The sequence below is a fragment of the Pirellulales bacterium genome (genome assembly GCA_019694435.1).
Lineage (GTDB): Bacteria > Planctomycetota > Planctomycetia > Pirellulales > JAEUIK01 > JAIBBZ01.
The window spans coordinates 1-18,458 of sequence record JAIBBZ010000055.1; the positions used below are offsets into that span (position 1 = coordinate 1).

Below are 18,458 nucleotides of genomic sequence, written 5' to 3' on the forward strand. Positions count from 1 at the left end.
GCCGGGCAAGTCCTGGCTGTCGGCGCCGAGACCGTAGAGCAGCCACGAGCCCATCGCCGGCCGGCCCGCGATCATCGAGCCGGTGTTCATGAACGTGTGCGCAGGATCGTGGTTGATCGCCTCGGTCGACAACGACCGGATGATGCACATGTCGTCGGCGCAGCGCGGGCCGAGCTCTTTCCACAGCTCGCACATCATCTGGCCCGACGCGCCGAACGGCTGGAAGGGAAATTGCGGCGCGAAGCACAGCAGCTTCTGACCCTGGAGCTGGGCGATCTGCTGGCCCTTGGTGATCGACTCGGGCATCGGCTGACGGTGCAGCTCGGCCAGCTTCGGCTTGTGGTCGAACGTCTCCAAGTGGCTCATCCCGCCGGCCATGTAGAGCCAGATCACCCGGCGAGCCTTGGGCGGATGGTGCAACGTCTGCAGGACGCCACCGGGCGCCAGTCCGGCGAGGGGCGCCCCGCCGGGGCGCTCGCCGGTGTTGAGCGCTTCGGCCGCGCGCAGCGGACGGCGGCCTGCCAGCGAGGCCAGCGCCATCGAACCGAGGCTCAGGCCCGAGTTGAACAGGAACGCCCGCCGGGCGACGGAGGGCGGCAACTGCGGCGACGCGAACGGAAAGTCCACGGGATCAGTTCCTGGTGATGGCTTCGTGCAGGTTCAACACGGCACGCGCCGCGCTGGTCCAAGCCGCCAGCTCGGCACGATCGAGATCCGCCGGCGCGGGATGATCGCCGATGGCGAGCAACTGGTCGGCCGCCGCGCGATCGGCGGCATATTGTTGACGGTGCTTCTCGACGAGGCGCAACAGCACGTCGGCCTCGGTGGGATCGATCGGTCGCGAAACGACCGTCCGAAACGCCCAATCGAGCCGCGCCAACGGATCGGCGCTGGCGTGCAGCATCCGCTCGGCCAAGGCCCGGGCCGCTTCGACGTACGAGGGGTCGTTCAACAACACGAGCGATTGCAGCGGCGTGTTCGAAAGCGGCCGGTCGGCGGTGCACTCCTCGCGGCAGGGACCATCGAACGCCGCGAGGCTGGGATGCAGGTATTGACGCTGCCAGTGCGTGTACAACCCGCGGCGATACAGCGCCGGGCCGCGATCGTTTTCCCATTCGCGGGGTGGGAAATTCAAATAAGCCCAATAGCCCGGCGGCTGATACGGCTTGACGCTCGGCCCGCCGATCTGCGTGACCAAGAGCCCGCTGGCGGCCAAGGCGCCGTCGCGAACGAACTCGGCCTCGAGCCGGAACCGCCCCTGCCGGGCCCACAGGCGATTATCCGGATCGCGCTCGCGCAGCTCGGGCGATTCGACGGACGACTGCCGGTAGGTGTCCGACAGGACGATTTGCTTGACGAGCCGCTTGAGGTCCCAGCCCGAGTCGATCAGTTGCCCGGCGAGATAATCGAGCAGCTCGGGATGGGTCGGCCATTGTCCCTGAGCGCCGAGATCGTCGAGTTTGCGCGAGAGGCCGGCGCCGAAGAACATCTTCCACAGGCGGTTGGCGAGCACGCGCGCCACGAGCGGGTTTTCGGGGGCCACGAGCCAATGGGCCAGGTCGAGGCGCGTCAGGCGTGCGCCGGCGGGTGCCGCTGGTGCCGTCGCGCCGGCCGAGAGGAACTCGGGGAAACCCGGTTCGACGATCTCGCCGCTGTCGTCCATCCAATTGCCGCGCGGTAACAGCCGAATCAGCCGCGGCTCGACCGCGCGGGCCACAAGCGTCGTGGGAATCTGCTTGTCGAGTTCGGCAAGCTGGCGCTCGAACTCGGCCAGCTTGGCGCGCTCGCCGTCCAGCAGCGGCGTGATCGTGCGAAAATGCGCGGCCAAGGCCTGGCGTTGTTCAACCTGGCGGGCGTCGACCGGCACGGCCAGGATCGCGGCGATCGCCTCGGGCAAAGCGGCCGCGACGCTCACAGGCCGCGACGCCGTCGCGGCCGAAACCCGGAACCGTCCGAGATTGTGGCCCGGGTTGTCGAGATTCTGGGCCAACGTCAGCCGCAGATGATTGCCGGGCTCGAGCGCGAGGTCGGCCGCCAGCTCGAATACGGCCCGATGATCGCGGCCGGCCTGATCGAGGATGGCCCAACCCCAGGTGGGCCCTTTGGCGTCGCCGTCGATCGCGGCGGCCACGGCCCAACGGCCGTAAGGATTTGCCTCGGCAAAGCTCGTCTGCTCGTGATCTGCCTCGGCGCGCGAGATCGTGATTGGGCCGAGTGCATCGCCCGAGGCCGGCTGGACAGCCAGGGTCAGCTCGCTGAGCACGAAGTTGCCGTTGCCGGCGCGGCCGGGCCCCTGCTGCGGCAGCGAGTCGTGCGGCAGCGTTTCGAGCCGCAGGGCCGTCGTGCCCTGCGGCAATTCGGCGAAGCTCAGCGTGTAGGTATCGCGATCGGGATTCTTGCCCGCGGCGAGAATCGAGCCGTCGTCAAGCACTTTCAATTCGGCGCCGCCGGCCGAGACGACGCTCGTGGGCCGCAGCACGGTCCAGGCGATTTGCGCCGCTTCCCAGGCCGCTTGCGCCGCCGCGAGCTCGGGAGTTTCGGTGCCAAGCACGGCGCGCGTCGCTGCGATTGCCGCCTGCAATTCGCTTTGCCGCTGCGCCTGCTCGGGTGAGGGCACCTGCATCCGCGGTCCCCATTCGCCGTTGACGTTCGCGCCGCTGTAGAGACCCCGTTCTTCGAGATCGGCGAAGAAGGCCTCGAAGCGATAGAAATCGCGCGTCGCGAGCGGGTCGAACTTGTGGTTGTGGCATTCGGCACAGCCCAGCGTCAGGCCCAACCAGGTGCCGCCAAGATTTCGCACGCGCTCGGCGATGTACTTGGCCAGGTATTCCTTGTCCTGCACTCCCCCTTCGGCGCTCATCATGCCCAGGCGGTTGTAGCCCGACGCCACGCGCTGTTCGGAGGTCGGCTCGGGCAGCAAGTCGCCGGCCAATTGTTCGATCGTGAACTGGTCGAACCGCTTGTTGCCGTTGAAGGCGTTGATGATGTACTCGCGAAAGGCATACACGCTCACCGGCTGATCGCCGTGGTAGCCCACACTGTCGGCATAGCGGACCAGGTCGAGCCACCACACGGCCATGCGTTCGCCAAAGGCGGGCGAGGCCAGCAGTTGATCGACCAGCCGCTCGTAGGCCGGGCCCGATGGATCGGCCGCGAAGCCTTCGACCAGGTCGATCGAAGGGGGCAGCCCGGTTAAATCGAGCGCCAGCCGCCGCACCAGGACATGTGCGGGCGCCGGCGGCGACGGGTTGAGCCCTGCCGCGTGCAACGCTTCGCCGATGAAGGCGTCGATGGGCGCGACCGCGCCGGCCGTCTCGGGCGGTGCGGGGCGCTTGATGGCCGTAAACGACCAGTGCCCCTCCCACTCGGCCCCCTGCTCGATCCACCGGCGCACGATGGCCAGTTCGTGCTCGCTGGGCTGCTTGCCCGATTCGGCCGGGGGCATGTGCTCGTCCGGGTCGGCCGAGACCATTCGCCGCCACAACTCGCTGGCGTTGGGGTCGCCGGCCACGACCGAGCCGGGGACGTCGCTCTCACCGAACAGGCCGGCCCGCGTGTCGAGCCGCAGGTCGGCCTGGCGTTTGTTCTTGTCGGGACCGTGGCAAAAATAGCAATTGTCGGAGAGGATCGGCCGCACGTCGCGATTGAATTCGACCCGCTCGGGCAGGTCCGCCGCCGTGCTGGTTGGTCCGCTCCAGGCAATTGCCCAGACAATGCCGAACGAACCCAACACGTTGCGCATGGCGTGCTCCTGAAGTCGGCGGCCCCCCGGGGGGCCGGATAGACGGCGCAATTATAAAGCAAGGATACCTTGCCCGCGTGCGCCCCGGAGCCCGGGCAGGGTGGCGCGGCCCGAGCGCCGCCGGGCTTGCTTGTCGGCACCGATGGGTCGGTTAAACTCAAACTTCAGTTGTAGCGCAACCGGGTAAGCCGGCGCCACTTAAACGCGATCATGCCGGCTGGTCGCAAGGGGCCGCGACCGTGCGCGGTCCGGCCAACCCCTCTCTGCCAGGGCGAGTGCGTCCCATGACCAGCGGGCCGACCGGCGATCCGGCAGGACTCTATCGGGAAGGCAGCGAGCCGGTCGCTGGCTACGTGCTCGAGCGCCTGCTGGGCCGCGGCAATTTCGGCGAGGTCTGGCGCGCCAAGTCGGCCGGTGTGCAATGCGCCCTGAAAATCGTCCAGCTCGGCGGCGAGTATCCCGAGGTGGGCGATCGCGAAGTCCGTTCGTTGCAACTGGTCAAACGGCTTTCGCACAGCCGCATCTGCGGCATCCAGGGCATCTGGATCAAGGACTGGCACGGCACGATTCTCGATATCGACTCGATCGACAAGGTCGCGATCAAGCAAGGTCGTTATCAGAGCGCCGACGGCAGCACCGTACTCGATCGCGAAAAGCCCCCCACGCTCGTCGTGGCGATGCGGCTGGCGCAGTACTCGCTGCACGACTTGCTCAAGCAATACCGCGATCAGGGGCGCCGCGGCATTCCGCTGCCCGAGCTGATGGGCTACATGCGCGACGCCGCCCGCGGCCTCGACTACCTGCACGACCCGAAGGACATCGACGGCAACCCGCTCGACGCGGTGGTGCATTGCGACATCAAGCCGCAAAACATTCTCAAACACCATGAAGAAGCACTGATCGGCGATCTGGGCATTGCTCGCCGCTGGGACGCCGCCACGGGCATGACCTACAAGACCGAGGGTGTGCCGAACTTCCTGACGCCGTTCTACGCGGCGCCGGAATTGTGGTCCGACCGGCCGGTGCCGGCCACCGATCAATATGCCCTGGCCGTCACCTTATTTCAGTGCCTGACCGACCGTCTGCCGCTGGGGTTGAGCAAAGACGAACTGCGCGATCGCACGGCCGTGATGATGGCCCACGTCGGCGGGCGGATGCGGTTTCGCAAGGGTCTCGAGCTTGCCGAAGGGTTGAACGCCGAGCAGCAGACGCGCTTGAGCGACGTCTTGCAGCGCGCCACGACGCCCGATGCGACCAAGCGGTTTCCGAACTGCGTGACGTTCATTCAGTCCGTCGAGACGGCGCTCGCCGGCGAGTATCTCGGTTCGTCGGCGGGCTTCGCCTTGTCGAACTTGTCGCATTCGAATTTCGGCGAGCCGGTGCCTGCGGCCGGCACCAGTGGCTCAGTGCCCGTCATCACCGGCCCGGCCGGCAGCATACAGACGGGCCAAGGTCGTCCGCGCGGTACCGAGGTCGAGACGCTCGCCGCGACGAGCGCCGTCTCGCCCCAAGCCGACCAGATCGACACGGCAAAGACGCAGGCCACGATCGAAGCCGGCGGAGTGGACAGCATCGACGCACCGTCGCAGGAGACGATGGTTGCGCCGGACGTCGCCCACTCGACCGGCGCGGGCACCTCGGCCGTGCTCCTGCGTCGGGTGGCGACGCTGGTGGCCGTCGTGGCCATCGTGGGCGTGGCCGCGTGGCAGTTCGTTCTGCGCCGCGGACCGGCGACGCCACCTTCCGTCGAGACGCCCCCAGGTACCGCCGCCGCGGCGAATGTCCCTGCGCCTGCCGGGCCCGAACCACCGAAGAGCGATTGGGCCGCGGCGGTGGCAACGTTTCATCGCCAGCTCGACGGCGACCAACTAGCCGAGGCGAAAACGACGCTGGCCGAGGTTCAGCGCCTGCCGAGCGACGATCCTGCGGCCTGGGCCATCGGGCTGGTGGCCGGCGCGCGACTGCTGGTGCGCGAAGCCAACTGGACCGAAGCTCAGAAAGAGCTGGCCGCCCTCGACGCGCACGGCAGCACGATTGCCGACGCGTTGAACGAGGCCACGACCGACGAGTTGAAACGCGAAGGCCAGGCACATGCGGCGCTATACGAGCTGCTGGAACTGCTGACTGCGGCCCAATGGCCGGTCAAAGCCGGCCCGACGGCCAAGCTGCAGCGCGAACAAGCCGCTGCGGCGCTCGGCCAACTGGCGCAGGCGACTACGGCGCCGGCGGCTGAAGCCAACCGCTGGGCCGGCGAATATCGTGCCGCCGTGGCCTTGGCCGCCGCGGCGATCGATGCGCTGCGCACCGAGCTGTGGAACAGCGAAACTCCTGCGGCGGACGACTATCAAACGCTCGCCGCGCTGGTGCCCAAGAGCGACGCGGGCGCCGAGGCATCGTGGAAGGGCGCCGTTCGCGCCAATCTGGGGCCGACGTTGGCCGAACGGTTGCCGCCGCTCGGCGCGTACCTGGTGCTCACCGCGCGTTTGCCGGCGCAGCCTGGCCAAGGCGCTGCCGAGACGCTGGCATCGCTCGCCGCTGGCCAGCAGATTCCCGCGGATGCCGAAGAAGCGGGACGGATGGTCGTGGCAATTCCGCAGGCCGTCGCATCGCTGGGCAGCGATGCGGCACAGCAGGACGTCGGCCTGCAGGCCATGGCCCGTTTGTCCGAACGCTTCGTCGTGGCGCCACCCGAAGTGCTCGCGGCCCGCGCGACATTGATGCAGGCGCGCCTGTGGACGTCCATCGATCACGAGGCGCCGCCGCAACGGCTGGTGCTGGCCGAGCGGGCGGCGAGCGAACAATGGCAGAGCTTGCTCAAACCCGGCGGAGTCGAGGCCGGCGCGACGATGGTGCTGCTGGATTGCTTCGCGGCAGAATGCACGAGCCTGTCGTTTGACCAAGGGCCCGCGAACCTGGCCGACCAGGTTCGCGAGAGCGAAGCGCGCCTGGCTCGAGCGGCGCTGGCGAGCGACATGCAGCCGCCGCTGGCGCCCTATCGCGCGTATGTCGCGGCGATCGTCGGCAGTTACCGCGAGGGCTCGACCGCGCCGGCCGCCGATCAATTGGTCGCGTTGTTCGACGCTGGGCAACCCCAGACCGCCGCGCTCGCGCTGCCCGACCGGAAGCAGCGTGCCGCGCAGCGACTGGTGAGCGCGGCGCAGCGTGCGGCCGGTTTGCCCGCCGGCGATGCCAAGGCCCTCAACGCCGCGCTCGACGTCCTCACGTGGAAGTTGCCGGCTGAGGCTGCCGGGCATTTGCCCGAGTGGCTGGCGACGGCCGAACGACTCGATCCGGCCGGCAACCAGCCCGCGCGCGACCTGCTCGCCACGCTGGCCTGGGGCGCCGGTGACGACCGGTTGGACGAGGCCGCCAGCAAGGCTACGGCGCTCATCGAACAACACGGCCTGGTCAATGCCCAGACGCTGCACCTGTTGGCACGCGCAGGGATTCGCCAGTACACGCAGGCCGCAGCCGGCGAGAGTTCCGGCAAGCTGGCCGCGGCGATCGCCTCGCTGCACGCGCTCGGCGCACATGTGCTGCCTGCCGGCGCGAAGCCCACGCGCGAAGTGTACGACCTCGTGTTGCGGCCCGCTTGCGAACTAGACGCCACCGGCAAACTCGACGAGTCGCTGACGCCCGACAGCCGCCGACAATTGGCCAGGCTGTACGCCGAGTCGGCCGAGGCCCTGGCGATTCAACCCACTTGGGAGGCGGACACCTTCGGGTCGGACCTCGTGTTTCGCCGCTGGGAGCGGGCCGTGAATCTCGACCCTGACGATCCCCAATATCGCCTGCAGCGCGGTCTGGCCCGGCTGGAGATCGACCGGCTCAACCGCCTGACTTCGGCCGACGTGGAGACGGCCTTTGCCGATGCCGCGAAATCGGACCGGGCGAGCGTTGAAAGCGCCGTCGCCGCGGCGGCGGCCGACAGCCCGTTGCGCTTGTGGGCCGATTACCTCGACGCGCAATTGCGGTTCCACGACGCCGAGCGCGAGCGGGACGCGGGGAAGCGTTCGGAGCTGTTCCTGCAGGCGGCCGCGCTGTTCGAACGCGTCGTCAAGAGCCTGCCCGTCGACGAGCGGCCCACGGCGCTGGTGCGCTGCGGCGATGCCTATCTGCGCAGCGCCAATTACCTGTTCTCCACCAACCCGAAACCCGACGATGCGGCGAAGCAGGAGATCCGCCAACGGCTCACCGCGGCGATCGAACATGCGATCGCCGCGATCAGCGACTATCCGCAGCGGAGCAACCCACAGCACGCCTTCACGCTGCGCGGCAACGCCCAGGAAGATTTTCCCTGGTTGTTGGCCGAGCTGCCGGAGAAGTATCTCGACGCCGCACAAGATTTCGAGCAAGCGGTTCATCTGGCCGAGGCCGAAGGACAACCGTTTCAGCTCGACTTCGCGCGGTACAACCTCGGCCGTTGCCAGGCCAAGCTGTGCGAGATGGCCTGGCAGAACAAAGCCAGCTTCGCGCCCCAGGGCGAACCAGACCTGCCTGCGCCATTCCAAGACGTCTATCGCGTCGCCGCCCAGGGCATCGAGAACCTGACCGCGGCCAGCCTGACGCCCGACACTGCCTTGCCGCGCGAACGGCGCGACGAATCGTTGCGTTGGGTGATCCGTTTGCAATGGTGCCTGCACCATGCCGAGCCGCAGGCCCTGGCCCGGGCCCGCTATGAGACCCTGCGTACGGCGTTGGAAAGCTGGCGCGGTGAGTTCGCGCGCGTGCCCACGCTCGAAGCGAGCCTGGGGGGCCGATTGAGCGTGGCGCAGTTCGAATATGCGCGAACCCTCGACGATCCCGAGTCGCCCGAGGCTCAGGCCCACGAGAACGAGGCGCTCGAGCGCGCCACGGCGCTGTTGCAGGCCCCGCAGCAGGCCGGCTTCGAGCGTCGTGGCGACCTGGTTTGGGTCCAAGCCGACCACGCGCTGTTGCGCCGCAAAGACCCGCGCGCGGCGATGGCCGCCTGGGACACCGAGCTCAAAGCCGCGACCGAGGCCGGCGGCGCGCGGCTGGGCTTCCTCCTGGCCGATGCGGCCGAATGGCTGTTCCATCGCGGCGTGATCTTCCGCCCGCAAGATTCGAAGCGCCACGACGAGTATGCCGCGGCGCTCAAGAAACAACTCGCCGCCGCTGCCGGTAACAAGGAGCTCGGCGCCGGTCAGGCCGCGGCACGCTTCGGCCAGGTGCTGTTGGCCTCGTCCGACGCCAAGGGCGACGCGGCGCTCAAACAGGTGAACCAGGATTTCAGCGCGGCGATGGGCCTGGCCGGCGCGGCCGGAACGGGCGACTTGTTTCCCATCACGGTGACTTACTACATGGACTGGCTGTTCCGCAGCCCGCTGTGGCAGCCACCGCAGGCCGCCGCGGAGAAAAAGCAGAAGCTCGACGAACTGCTCCGCCAGGTCCGGTTGCTCAATCCGCCGCACCTGCGCCAGCTCACGACGCTGACCGGCATCGAGACGCTGCTCCGGTCCAAACTCCGCTGAGTAGCGGCGCCACCGGCACTCTCGCGCGCCAGCATTGCTGGTATCGAATTGCGCGAAGATTAGGCATGTTCTGTGCCGATGAGTCGTATGGGTTATTCCGATCGTGCCGAGGGGGCGCCTGCGCCTAGCGCGGCGCCGCCCGATTGCCGGCGATGGTGGCAAGGATGTTTGCACGATCGGCCCGGAAATGCGCCCAGGGAGGGGGGCAATGTTCCATTCGACGCTTCGTGCGTGTTTGCGCGCCGGCGCGCGGCTTGGCGGCCGGTTGGCCGTCGTCTGCGCTGCCGTGGCCGCGACGCCTGGGACCCGCGCCGCCGACGGGCTGCCGGAGATCACCTACGAAGTCCGCGAACGCGAAATTGCCAACCCGGCCCAACGCGGTGCGATCCGCTACGAACGCGGAAAGTTTGCCCTGTCGCAGATCGGCTGGGCGCAATTGGCGAGCTTCCAGCAGGACGTGCCGCCGCCCGGCGAGTTGCCTAGCCGTCCGCCCGACGTCGAGGGCGAAAACCCGCCCGCCGGCGGCAACCAGGCCGAGAACGGCGCGCCGCAGCGCCCCGGCGACACGGCGCAACCGCAAACCACGGATCGGGCAGCCCCGCAGCAGCCCGACCTCAGCGCGCCGCAACAACCCGACTTGAGCGCCCCGCAGCAGCCGGGCGACATCACGTTGGCCACGGCCAGCGCGTTTACGTTCAATCGCGACGTGGGCGCGGCCCCGGCCGACGCGCCCAGCGGCTCGCCGGCCAGCCAGATCACCTCGAACACGACCGACACCGTGACCTCGACGGCGCTCGGCGAAGCCCTGAGCAACAACCTCGAGGCGGTCCGCGTGCAGCGGCGTTCGCCGGTGGTGCTCGACCCGTACGTGCGCGGCTATCGCTATGGCCAGTTGTTCACGCAGATCGACGGGGCCTTCCAGTTTCCGGTCCGCACCGACTTGGGCAATGCCCTGATGTTCGTCGACTCGGACCTGATCCAGAGCGCGACGGTCGTCTCGGGGCCGTATGGCGTGCGTTACGGACCGGGACTGGCATTCATCGACATCACGCGCGTCGCGCCGCCGAGGTATGAATGCGGCTTCGAGTCGCATCTGAAGTTGGGCGGCACGTATCTCGACAACGGCGCCCAGTACCGTGGGCGAACGACGCTCTACGGCGGTTCGGCCAACTGGGGCTACAGCCTCAGCTACGGCGACCGCGGCGGCAGCGACTATCGCTCGGGCGACAGCCTGGAGATTCCGTCCAGCTACCACAACAAGGATGTGCTGGCGCAATTCAGCTTCGACACGATGCCCGATCAGCATGTCGACTTCACCTATTCGCGGCTCGACTTGTCCAACGCCGAGTTTCCGGCGCAGGTGTTCGACGTGAACTTCCTCGGCTCCGACTCGTTCCTGGCGCAGGTGGTCGACGAGGATCCCTCGGCCCCCTGGAGCCGCACCGCACTGCAAGGCTGGTACACACGGAGCCGCTACTACGGCGATTCGCTGTCCGACGCCAAGCGCCGCACGAACGTCGTGACCCGCATCGAACAAGCCACGGACGGCGCCCTGGGGCTGCCGACCGGGACGGCGCTGTTTCAGGGCTTCACCAACGGCGGCCTGACCAACACCGGCGGGCGCTGGGCCACGACGTTCGGCGATCCGGCCGACTGGAGCCTGTCGTTCGGGCCCGACTTCCGCTACTTGCAGCAAGGTATCGGCGAGTACTTCCTGTTCACCGACCGCTTCAGCGGCCAGCCGCTGACGCCCCTGAGCAACTTCTTCGGCGGCTCGATCGGCACGGCACTGCCGCAGTCCGTCGCGATCGACCCCGGCATGTTCTGCGAGTTCAGCGTGCCGGTGATGGAGAGCTGGTTGATTTCGGCCGGTGCGCGTGTCGACTGGTATCACACGTCGGTCAACGAGACCGATGCCATCGTGCCGCCCACGCCGCAGACCGACCTGGCGCAGAACGACGTGCTGTTTGCGATGTACCTGACCAATACGTTCAAGCTCAGCGACGCCCTGAGCCTGACGGCCGGTGGCGGCCAGGCGCAGCGCGCGCCGACCCTGCTGGACCGCTACGGCGACGCGTTGTTCTACGCAGTGACGCAGAACGGCTTCGACCGCTTCGTCGGCCAACCCAATGCCGACAAGGAACGCGCCTGGCAGATCGACCTAGGCTTGCAGGCTAACGGCGAGAACTTCCGCGGCGCGCTGCGCGGCTACCAATCGTGGGTGCTCGACTACCTGACCTATTCGGCCGACACGTTCTCGCAGCCGGCCGGCGCGCGCGTGCTGTTCGTCACCAATACGCCACTGGCCACGCTCAGCGGTTGCGAAGGATTCGCCGAGTACGATATCGGCCGCAATCTCACGCCGTTCGCCTCGCTGGGCTACACCTACGGCGTCGACCAGACGATCGACCAGAACCTGTTCGGCATCCCGCCGTTCGACAGCCGCATCGGCGCGCGGCTGCACGACAGCGAGCGCGGCAACACCTGGGGCTTGGAATGCTATGCCCGCGTGGTCAACAACCAGGACCGCATCGGCCTGGTGCGGACCGAAGGCGTGCCCAACCAATTCACCGCCATCGAATTTCCCACACCGGGCTTCACCGTCTGGAACCTGCGCGGCTATTACAACGTTAGCCAGAACTTCAACTTGTTCGCCGGTATCGACAACCTGTTCGACAAGAACTACATCGAACACCTGAACATCCGGCTCACGCCCGACCCCGTCTTCGGCGGCATGGGCGCATTCAACCCGGGCTTTTTCCCCTACTTCGGGGCGCAGCTCACCTATTAGCGGCCGGCGCAGGCACCTCGCTATTGCAGATAGCCCGGGCTGAGCACGACTTGCCGTTCGACCTGTTCGAACGGGGCGCGCTGCTGCAGGAGTTGCACGCCGGCGATCTTCTCGGCGTCGGTCGCCGTGCGGCCCAGGTGGTCGAGGTACAGCTCGTCCATCAGACGGGCCTGGTATTCGACGCCGATCACCTTGTCGCTGATGAACAAGTACGCAATGTATTCGCGCGTCAGTCCCGGCTGCGCCAACAGACCGAGGAAGTAGTTCACGGCGCCGGGCGTGCTGTCGTGGTTGAGCAGGTCGTGATACAGGGCATTGATAAAGCCCGTGTTCGTGCCACCGTTCTTGGCAAAGTACTCGGGCGAACCCAGGATCGCGAATTGGACCTGGTCGACGCGGGTCCCGTTCTTCAGGGCCGTCAGCCACACGGCCTGGCCGAGTGCATCGAGCGGCCGGCCGAGGTATCGCTGGTAGAAGCGATCGAGCAGCTTGATGCGATATTCGTCGGAGCCCTGGAAGATCGCGACCAAGGCGTCTTTCGTTTGGCCGGCGGCGAGATTGGCGAGCGAAATGGCCAATTCGCCCAACACGGGGCCAGTGGGCCGGTCCATCAACGTGACGAACACTTTGTGCACGAAGGTCGACATCGCGCTGCGGCCGTTATCCGAATAGTTCGCTCCGGCCAGCCGCGCCTGCTGATATCCCTGCACGACGACGTCGAACGGCACACTCTGGTTCAGGTCGGCCAGCATCGCGTTGCGCTCCAGCTCGGCCAGCCCCGGAGCCGGCGGCGTCGCGGCAAACACAATCGCGTTGATCTCATAGACCCGCGCCTCGGTCGAAACCAGAAGCGTCAAGGCGATCTGGCTGCGCGCGGTGCCGGCGCCGATCTGATTCAGCGCGTTCTGCAATTCGGCGGCGCTGGGCGCGCGGCCGAGCACGTCCTGGTACAGCAGATTCACAAAGTTCGTGTTGTTGCCCGCCACTTGCGGCAGGGCAAAATACTCGGGCGAGCCGATCAGCGCGGCCCGCATGCCCTCGATCGACAGCCCGTTGATGGCCACGGCGCGCGACCACGACTCGAGGCCGAAATCGTCGGCCGGACGGCGGAGAAACCGCAGATACGATTGGGCCACGATCGGGTTGTCGGCGACCGGGATCGAATCGGCGTCGCTGGGGTTCGCGACCGGCGGCAGCGAGGCGAAATCTTTGCAGGTCGGTACCGCGTTGGCCGCGTCGAGGATCACCTGAATATTGGCGGGATCGGTCCGCAGGAACCGGCCGCGCAGCCAGGTGAATACGTCTTTGATCGCGCCCGTATCGACGAACAAGCCGTCGATGAAGCCGAGCACGTCGCCGTTGCCGAGCGAAACCGCGCTGTCCGGATCGCCGTCGTCGCCACCGCCATCGAGCACGTCGCCGTTAGCGATCGTCTCGACCGTGACCGGCGGATTGCCGAGTACGTCGTAATCGGGGAACAAGAAGTCGGTGCCGTCGCCGCCCAGCAGCGAGTCGACGTCGGGGCCGCCGAAGATCACGTCGGCACCATTGTTGCCCGACAACAGATCGCGAGCCGGGTTGGCGTCGGAGATGGCCACGCCATCGCCGAGAATGAAATCGTTCGCCGAGCCGCCCGAGAGCGTGTCCGACCCCTGCCCGCCGACCAGGAACGACGGCGTCGCCGTGCCGTTCTCGAAGCGATCGTTGCCGGAAAACCCGAACATGTGCAGGCACTCGAAGTTCCGCGCGTCGAGCTGGTTACCGGCCGCCAAGGGACCGACGAGCAGCGTGTCGTTGAAGTTCGTGCCCAGGACCCGCAGCAGCTCGTTGTCACCGGCCGCGGCATCGATCACCATTTCGGCCGGCAGCGGCGTTTGCGCGGACGGCGAACCGGCCGGCAGCGGCAGCTCGAGATTGAAGATCGTGTTGGCGCCGGCGCCGAGCAACACCTCGACGTGGCGGAACACGCCTTCGGCACCGCCGTAGACGATCGGGACGGCCGAGCCGAGACCGCCGAGCGACTGGCTCGTCATCTGGGCCGTGGCCCCCGCCGCCGGATCGCCGCTGTCGTCGAAGGTCAGCCGGTCATTCTCGCCGAGTGGCCCTGCCCCCACGACGAGCCCCCCGGCGATCTGGTTGAGCGTGTTGGTCGTCGAGGCGACGCGAATAACGTCGCCGCCCTGGCCGCCGAGCACGGTCGTCGGCCCGGCGGTCGCGCGGACGGTCAACTGATCGTCGCCACCGTTGCCGAACACTTTGGTCGCGGTCGTGGCGTTGGTCGAGTCGATCGTCAGCTCGTCGGTCTGCGTGCCCAGGAGCAAACTGACCTGTTCGAAGTTGGCGTAGGTCAACGTCGCGGCGAGGCCTAGTCCCGTGAGTTGACTTGCGGTGAGCAGTCCGGCCTTCACCCCAGTGTTCGCCAGGGCGTCGTCTTTGTCGCTGATAACCAGCTCGTCGCCGGGCGACGCGGGCGGCCCGCCATCGATCGACAACATCGCGCCGATGTTCTCGAGCAGATCGAGATGCGGACTGGCGCTCGCCTCACCAACTACGACGCGGTCGGCGTCGGCGCCCGTCTGAATGGTCGTCGCGCTGCTGATCGACAGGACCTCGATGCTGTCGGCCCCAGCGAGCGAACGCAGCGTGACCGGCGTCAATGCGTTGGTGCTGGCGATGGTGAACGTGTCGTCCTGCGTCGAAAGTTGCACGAGTAGACCTTCGAACTCGGCGTAGCCCACGCCTCCGACGGGCAACCCAGTGCCTTCGACCGTGTTCGACGTGAGCAGCTTGGGCACGTAGCCGTCGTTCTGAATCACGTTCAACTGGTCGGTCTGGTCGCCACCGAAGAGCTTGATGGTTCCGGCGAAGACGCTAGGCGCCGCATTCGGCACCGGCGGGACGATCGAGCCCACGTTGATCGTGTCGTTGCCGCCGCCGGCGCGGATTTCGGTGGCCGCCGAGGTTCCCAAAAGCGCCAACGTGTCGTAGCCCGTGCCCAACTGCAGATCGAGCTGATCCACATTCAGGTAGGTCAGCAGCGACGACATGCCGAGTCCCGAGATGGCAGACTCGGTGACGATGCCCGTGTTGTCCGTCCCATCGCCCAGGTCGCTGACGTGCAGCACATCGGTCGCGCCGTCGCCGGCCGACCCGTCGATAGACAGATTGGCCAAAATCAAATTCAAGGTGCCCGAGAGCGCCGGGGCCGAGTCGGAAACGTTGATCGTATCGGCGCCGGTGCCGGAAAGGATTGTCGTCGGCAGGCGGATGGCCTGGACGTTGACCGTGTCGGCGCCGCTGCCCGTCACCACGCGCAACAGACCGTTGCCGTGGTCGGTTGCCGGATTACCGGCGGTGGGCACGAAGCGATTGTCGACCGTCACGACTGCGCCGCCATCGGTATCAACGTTCACGGACGCATTGTTCCACAGCGCCGCGGACTCGAATGCGACGGCACCGCTGGTGCCGCTCACGACGAGCGTCTTTTGCGCCGGATCGCCATAGGCCTGGCCGAACGAGTCGCCGTCGGCGATCTGGACCACGTTGTTCGCGTTAGGCAGCGTGATCGTGACCACGGCCAGCTCCGCCAGGTCGACCGGTTCGAGCTCGTCGAACACGATGCGGCCTGCGTCGGGACCCACGGGACCGACGCGCAGCAACCCGGCGCCCGTGACCAGTGCGTCGGGTCGATATTGAACTTCGTTGTTGGCTGCGCCCACGCCGAACACCTGCAGCAAATCGCCGGGCCCGTCTTCATCCGTCTCGCCGCCATGGAACACGATCCCCGTCGTCAAATCGGAGAAGGGCTTGGGCACGGGCCGGTTCTGATCGTCGAGTTGCACGATCAAACGGTCGTCGCCGGCGCCGGCGTTGAACGTGAAGCGACGCGTCGTCGCCACGGCGCCCCCGAGGCCGGGCACCTGCATCGGTCCCGCCCCGTTCAAGCGGAAGGCCGGTTGGCTCGAGGCCCCATCGAAGAACAGCCGCAACGTATCGTCCAGCAATACCGGCGCCCCTTCGACGGCCGATTCGCCGTCGATCGTCACCGTGGCGGCCAGCGTTTGCGAACCGGCCGCGACGTCGACCACGGCCGCATAGCGCACGTTGCCCTGGGCCTCGGCCCGGAGCACGAACGCCGGCCCGGTAACGCCGGCCCGAAGGTCGAGATTGCCGGAGACGCTCTTCAACCACGTCGCTGCCAGCAGTTCGACCGGGTCGCCATAGACCTGGTCAAGCACGGTCGTGATCGACGCGGGCCCCAGCACGACGTCGGTCACGATGTTCACTCGCGTGCGATCCGTCGCCACGGCGCCGGCAAAATCGTCGGTCACCAGCCGGAGCAGCGGCTGCACGCTGCCGACGTAATCGGCCCCGCCGTCGCCAAAATCGGTAAAGCCGCCGGTCTCCACGTTCAGGGCAAAATTGGTCCCCGTGAACGAGTCGACCTTCTCGCGGAACGCGATCGTGCCTTGGCCCTCGCTCCGCAGACGGACATCGCTGCGCAAGAGGACATGATCGCCAAAGGTTTGGGCGCCCGTCGTGCGGACCGTCGGCTGCACGGTATCCAGCATCTGGAACCGCGTGTCGTCATCGCCCGCGCCGTCGTTCGTGACGAGCGATGTCAGGGCATCCTGGCTGCCGACATAGTCCGCGCCGCCGTCGCCGAATTCAGTGCTGCCCGACGTATTGATCACGAGCGCCTGGTGGGTGAACGCCGCGGAGTCGACGCGCTCGAGCAGCGCGATGCTGCCGGCGTTGTTGCTCGTGAGCGTCACGTCCGCGTCGAGCCGCACGTCGTCGCCGTAGGTCTGCCCTTCGGCGGTCGTCACGTTGCCGCCCAACCGAGTTGTGCCGCCGGCGTCGGTCGTCAGGCTCGCCAGCGGATTCGTGCCGCCAACCGTCGTGGCGAAGATCGTCGTGCCGGCCGTGTTGACCCTCAGGCTGCGGGCCGTGGCGTCGGAATTCACCGTCGCCGCGAACAACACGTCTGCTGCGGCCGTGCTGCTCAGCACGGCGTCGCCAATCAACGTGACCGGGTCGTTATAGTTTTGGCCGCCAGTGGTCGTGATATCGGCGGCGATCCGCGTCACACCGCCGGCATTGGTAGTGAGACTCGCCAACGCATTCGTACCGCCGATGGCGCCACCCAGCGTCGTGACCGCACTGTCATTGATCGTCAGGGCCCGCGGAGTCGCATCGGAGTTGATCGTGCTGGCGAAGGTCACGCCGACGCCATTCAGTACGACATTTCCGGTCAGGGTCACCGGGTCGTTGTAGGTCTGTGCGCCTGTCGTGGTGACATTGGCGTTGAGCGTCGTTGAGCCGGCCGCGTTGGTCGTCAGGCTCGCCAAGGCGTTCGTACCGCCCACCACACCACCGAACGTCGTCGCGCCGCTGGCATTCACCGTCAGCGATCGCGGTGTACCGTCCGAATTCAAAGTGCTGCCAAATGTCACGTTCGTGCCGGCGAGCGTTATGTTCGCTGCCAGCGTCACCGCGTCGTTGTAGGTTTGCGCGCCGGTCGTCGTCACGTTGCCGGCCAGGCTTGTCGTGCCACCGGCGTTCGTCGTCAGGCTCGTCAAGGCGCTCGTGCCGCCCACTACGCCGCCGAACGTCGTCGCGCCGGTCGTGTTCACCGTCAGATCGAAGGCGCCGTTGACCGTGCTGGCCAGCGTGATGGCTGCATTGCCTGTGCTCGCGAGGATCGCGCTACCCGTCAGAGTGACCGCGTCGTTGTAGGTTTGCGCGCCGGTCGTCGTGACATTGCCGGCCAGGCTCGTCGCGCCACCGGCGTTCGTCGTCAGGCTCGTCAGCGCGGTGTTGCCGCCCACCACGCCGCCGAATGTCGTCGCGCCGGTCGTGTTCACCGTCAGATCAAAAGCGCCGTTGACCGTGCTGGCCAGCGTGATGGCCGCGTTGCCCGTGCTCGCGAGGATCGCGCTGCCCGTCAGAGTGACCGCGTCGTTGTAGGTTTGCGCGCCGGTCGTCGTCACATTGCCGGCCAGGCTTGTCGTACCGCCAGCGTTGGTCGTCAGGCTCGTCAAGGCGCTCGTGCCACCCACCACGCCGCCGAACGTCGTCGCGCCGGTCGTGTTCACCGTCAGATCAAAAGCGCCGTTGACCGTGCTCGCGAGCGTGATGGCCGCGTTGCCCGTGCTCGCGAGGATCGCGCTGCCCGTCAGAGTGACCGCGTCGTTGTAGGTTTGCGTGCCGGTCGTCGTGACATTGCCGGCCAGGCTCGTCGCGCCACCGGCGTTCGTCGTCAGGCTCGTCAGCGCGGTGTTGCCGCCCACCACGCCGCCGAATGTCGTCGCGCCGGTCGTGTTCACCGTCAGATCGAAGGCGCCGTTCACCGTGCTCGCCAGCGTGATGGCCGCGTTGCCCGTGCTCGCGAGGATCGCGCTGCCCGTCAGAGTGACCGCGTCGTTGTAGG

At 67.3% G+C, this 18,458-nt stretch carries 5 protein-coding genes; 2 read left to right on the plus strand and 3 right to left on the minus strand.

Features of this window, described 5'->3' with window-relative positions:
• Together K1X74_22270 and K1X74_22275 are read right to left on the minus strand one after the other, a co-directional pair.
• A partial coding sequence (locus K1X74_22270; protein MBX7169078.1) for a DUF1501 domain-containing protein occupies positions 1-540 on the minus strand: 540 nt, incomplete at its 3' end.
• A 91-nt stretch (positions 541-631) separates the two neighbouring features.
• Positions 632-3,742, minus strand: coding sequence for a PSD1 and planctomycete cytochrome C domain-containing protein (locus K1X74_22275; GenBank protein ID MBX7169079.1), 3,111 nt, complete (start codon positions 3,740-3,742; stop codon positions 632-634).
• Between the two features lie 284 nt (positions 3,743-4,026).
• Here K1X74_22275 and K1X74_22280 point away from each other — a divergent pair, with 284 nt between their 5' ends.
• The gene (locus tag K1X74_22280; protein ID MBX7169080.1) at positions 4,027-9,234 is read left to right on the plus strand and encodes a protein kinase; all 5,208 of its coding nucleotides are present in this window, start codon (positions 4,027-4,029) and stop codon (positions 9,232-9,234) included.
• Positions 9,235-9,442: 208 nt separating this feature from the next.
• A complete protein-coding gene (locus K1X74_22285; protein ID MBX7169081.1) occupies positions 9,443-12,025 on the plus strand; it encodes a TonB-dependent receptor in 2,583 nt (860 codons plus the stop codon).
• Positions 12,026-12,045: 20 nt separating this feature from the next.
• Here the strand turns inward: K1X74_22285 and K1X74_22290 are convergent, their stop codons facing one another.
• Positions 12,046-18,378, minus strand: a complete 6,333-nt coding sequence (locus tag K1X74_22290) for a DUF4214 domain-containing protein (GenBank protein MBX7169082.1) — start codon at positions 18,376-18,378, stop codon at positions 12,046-12,048.
• Between the last annotated feature and the right edge of the window lie 80 nt (positions 18,379-18,458).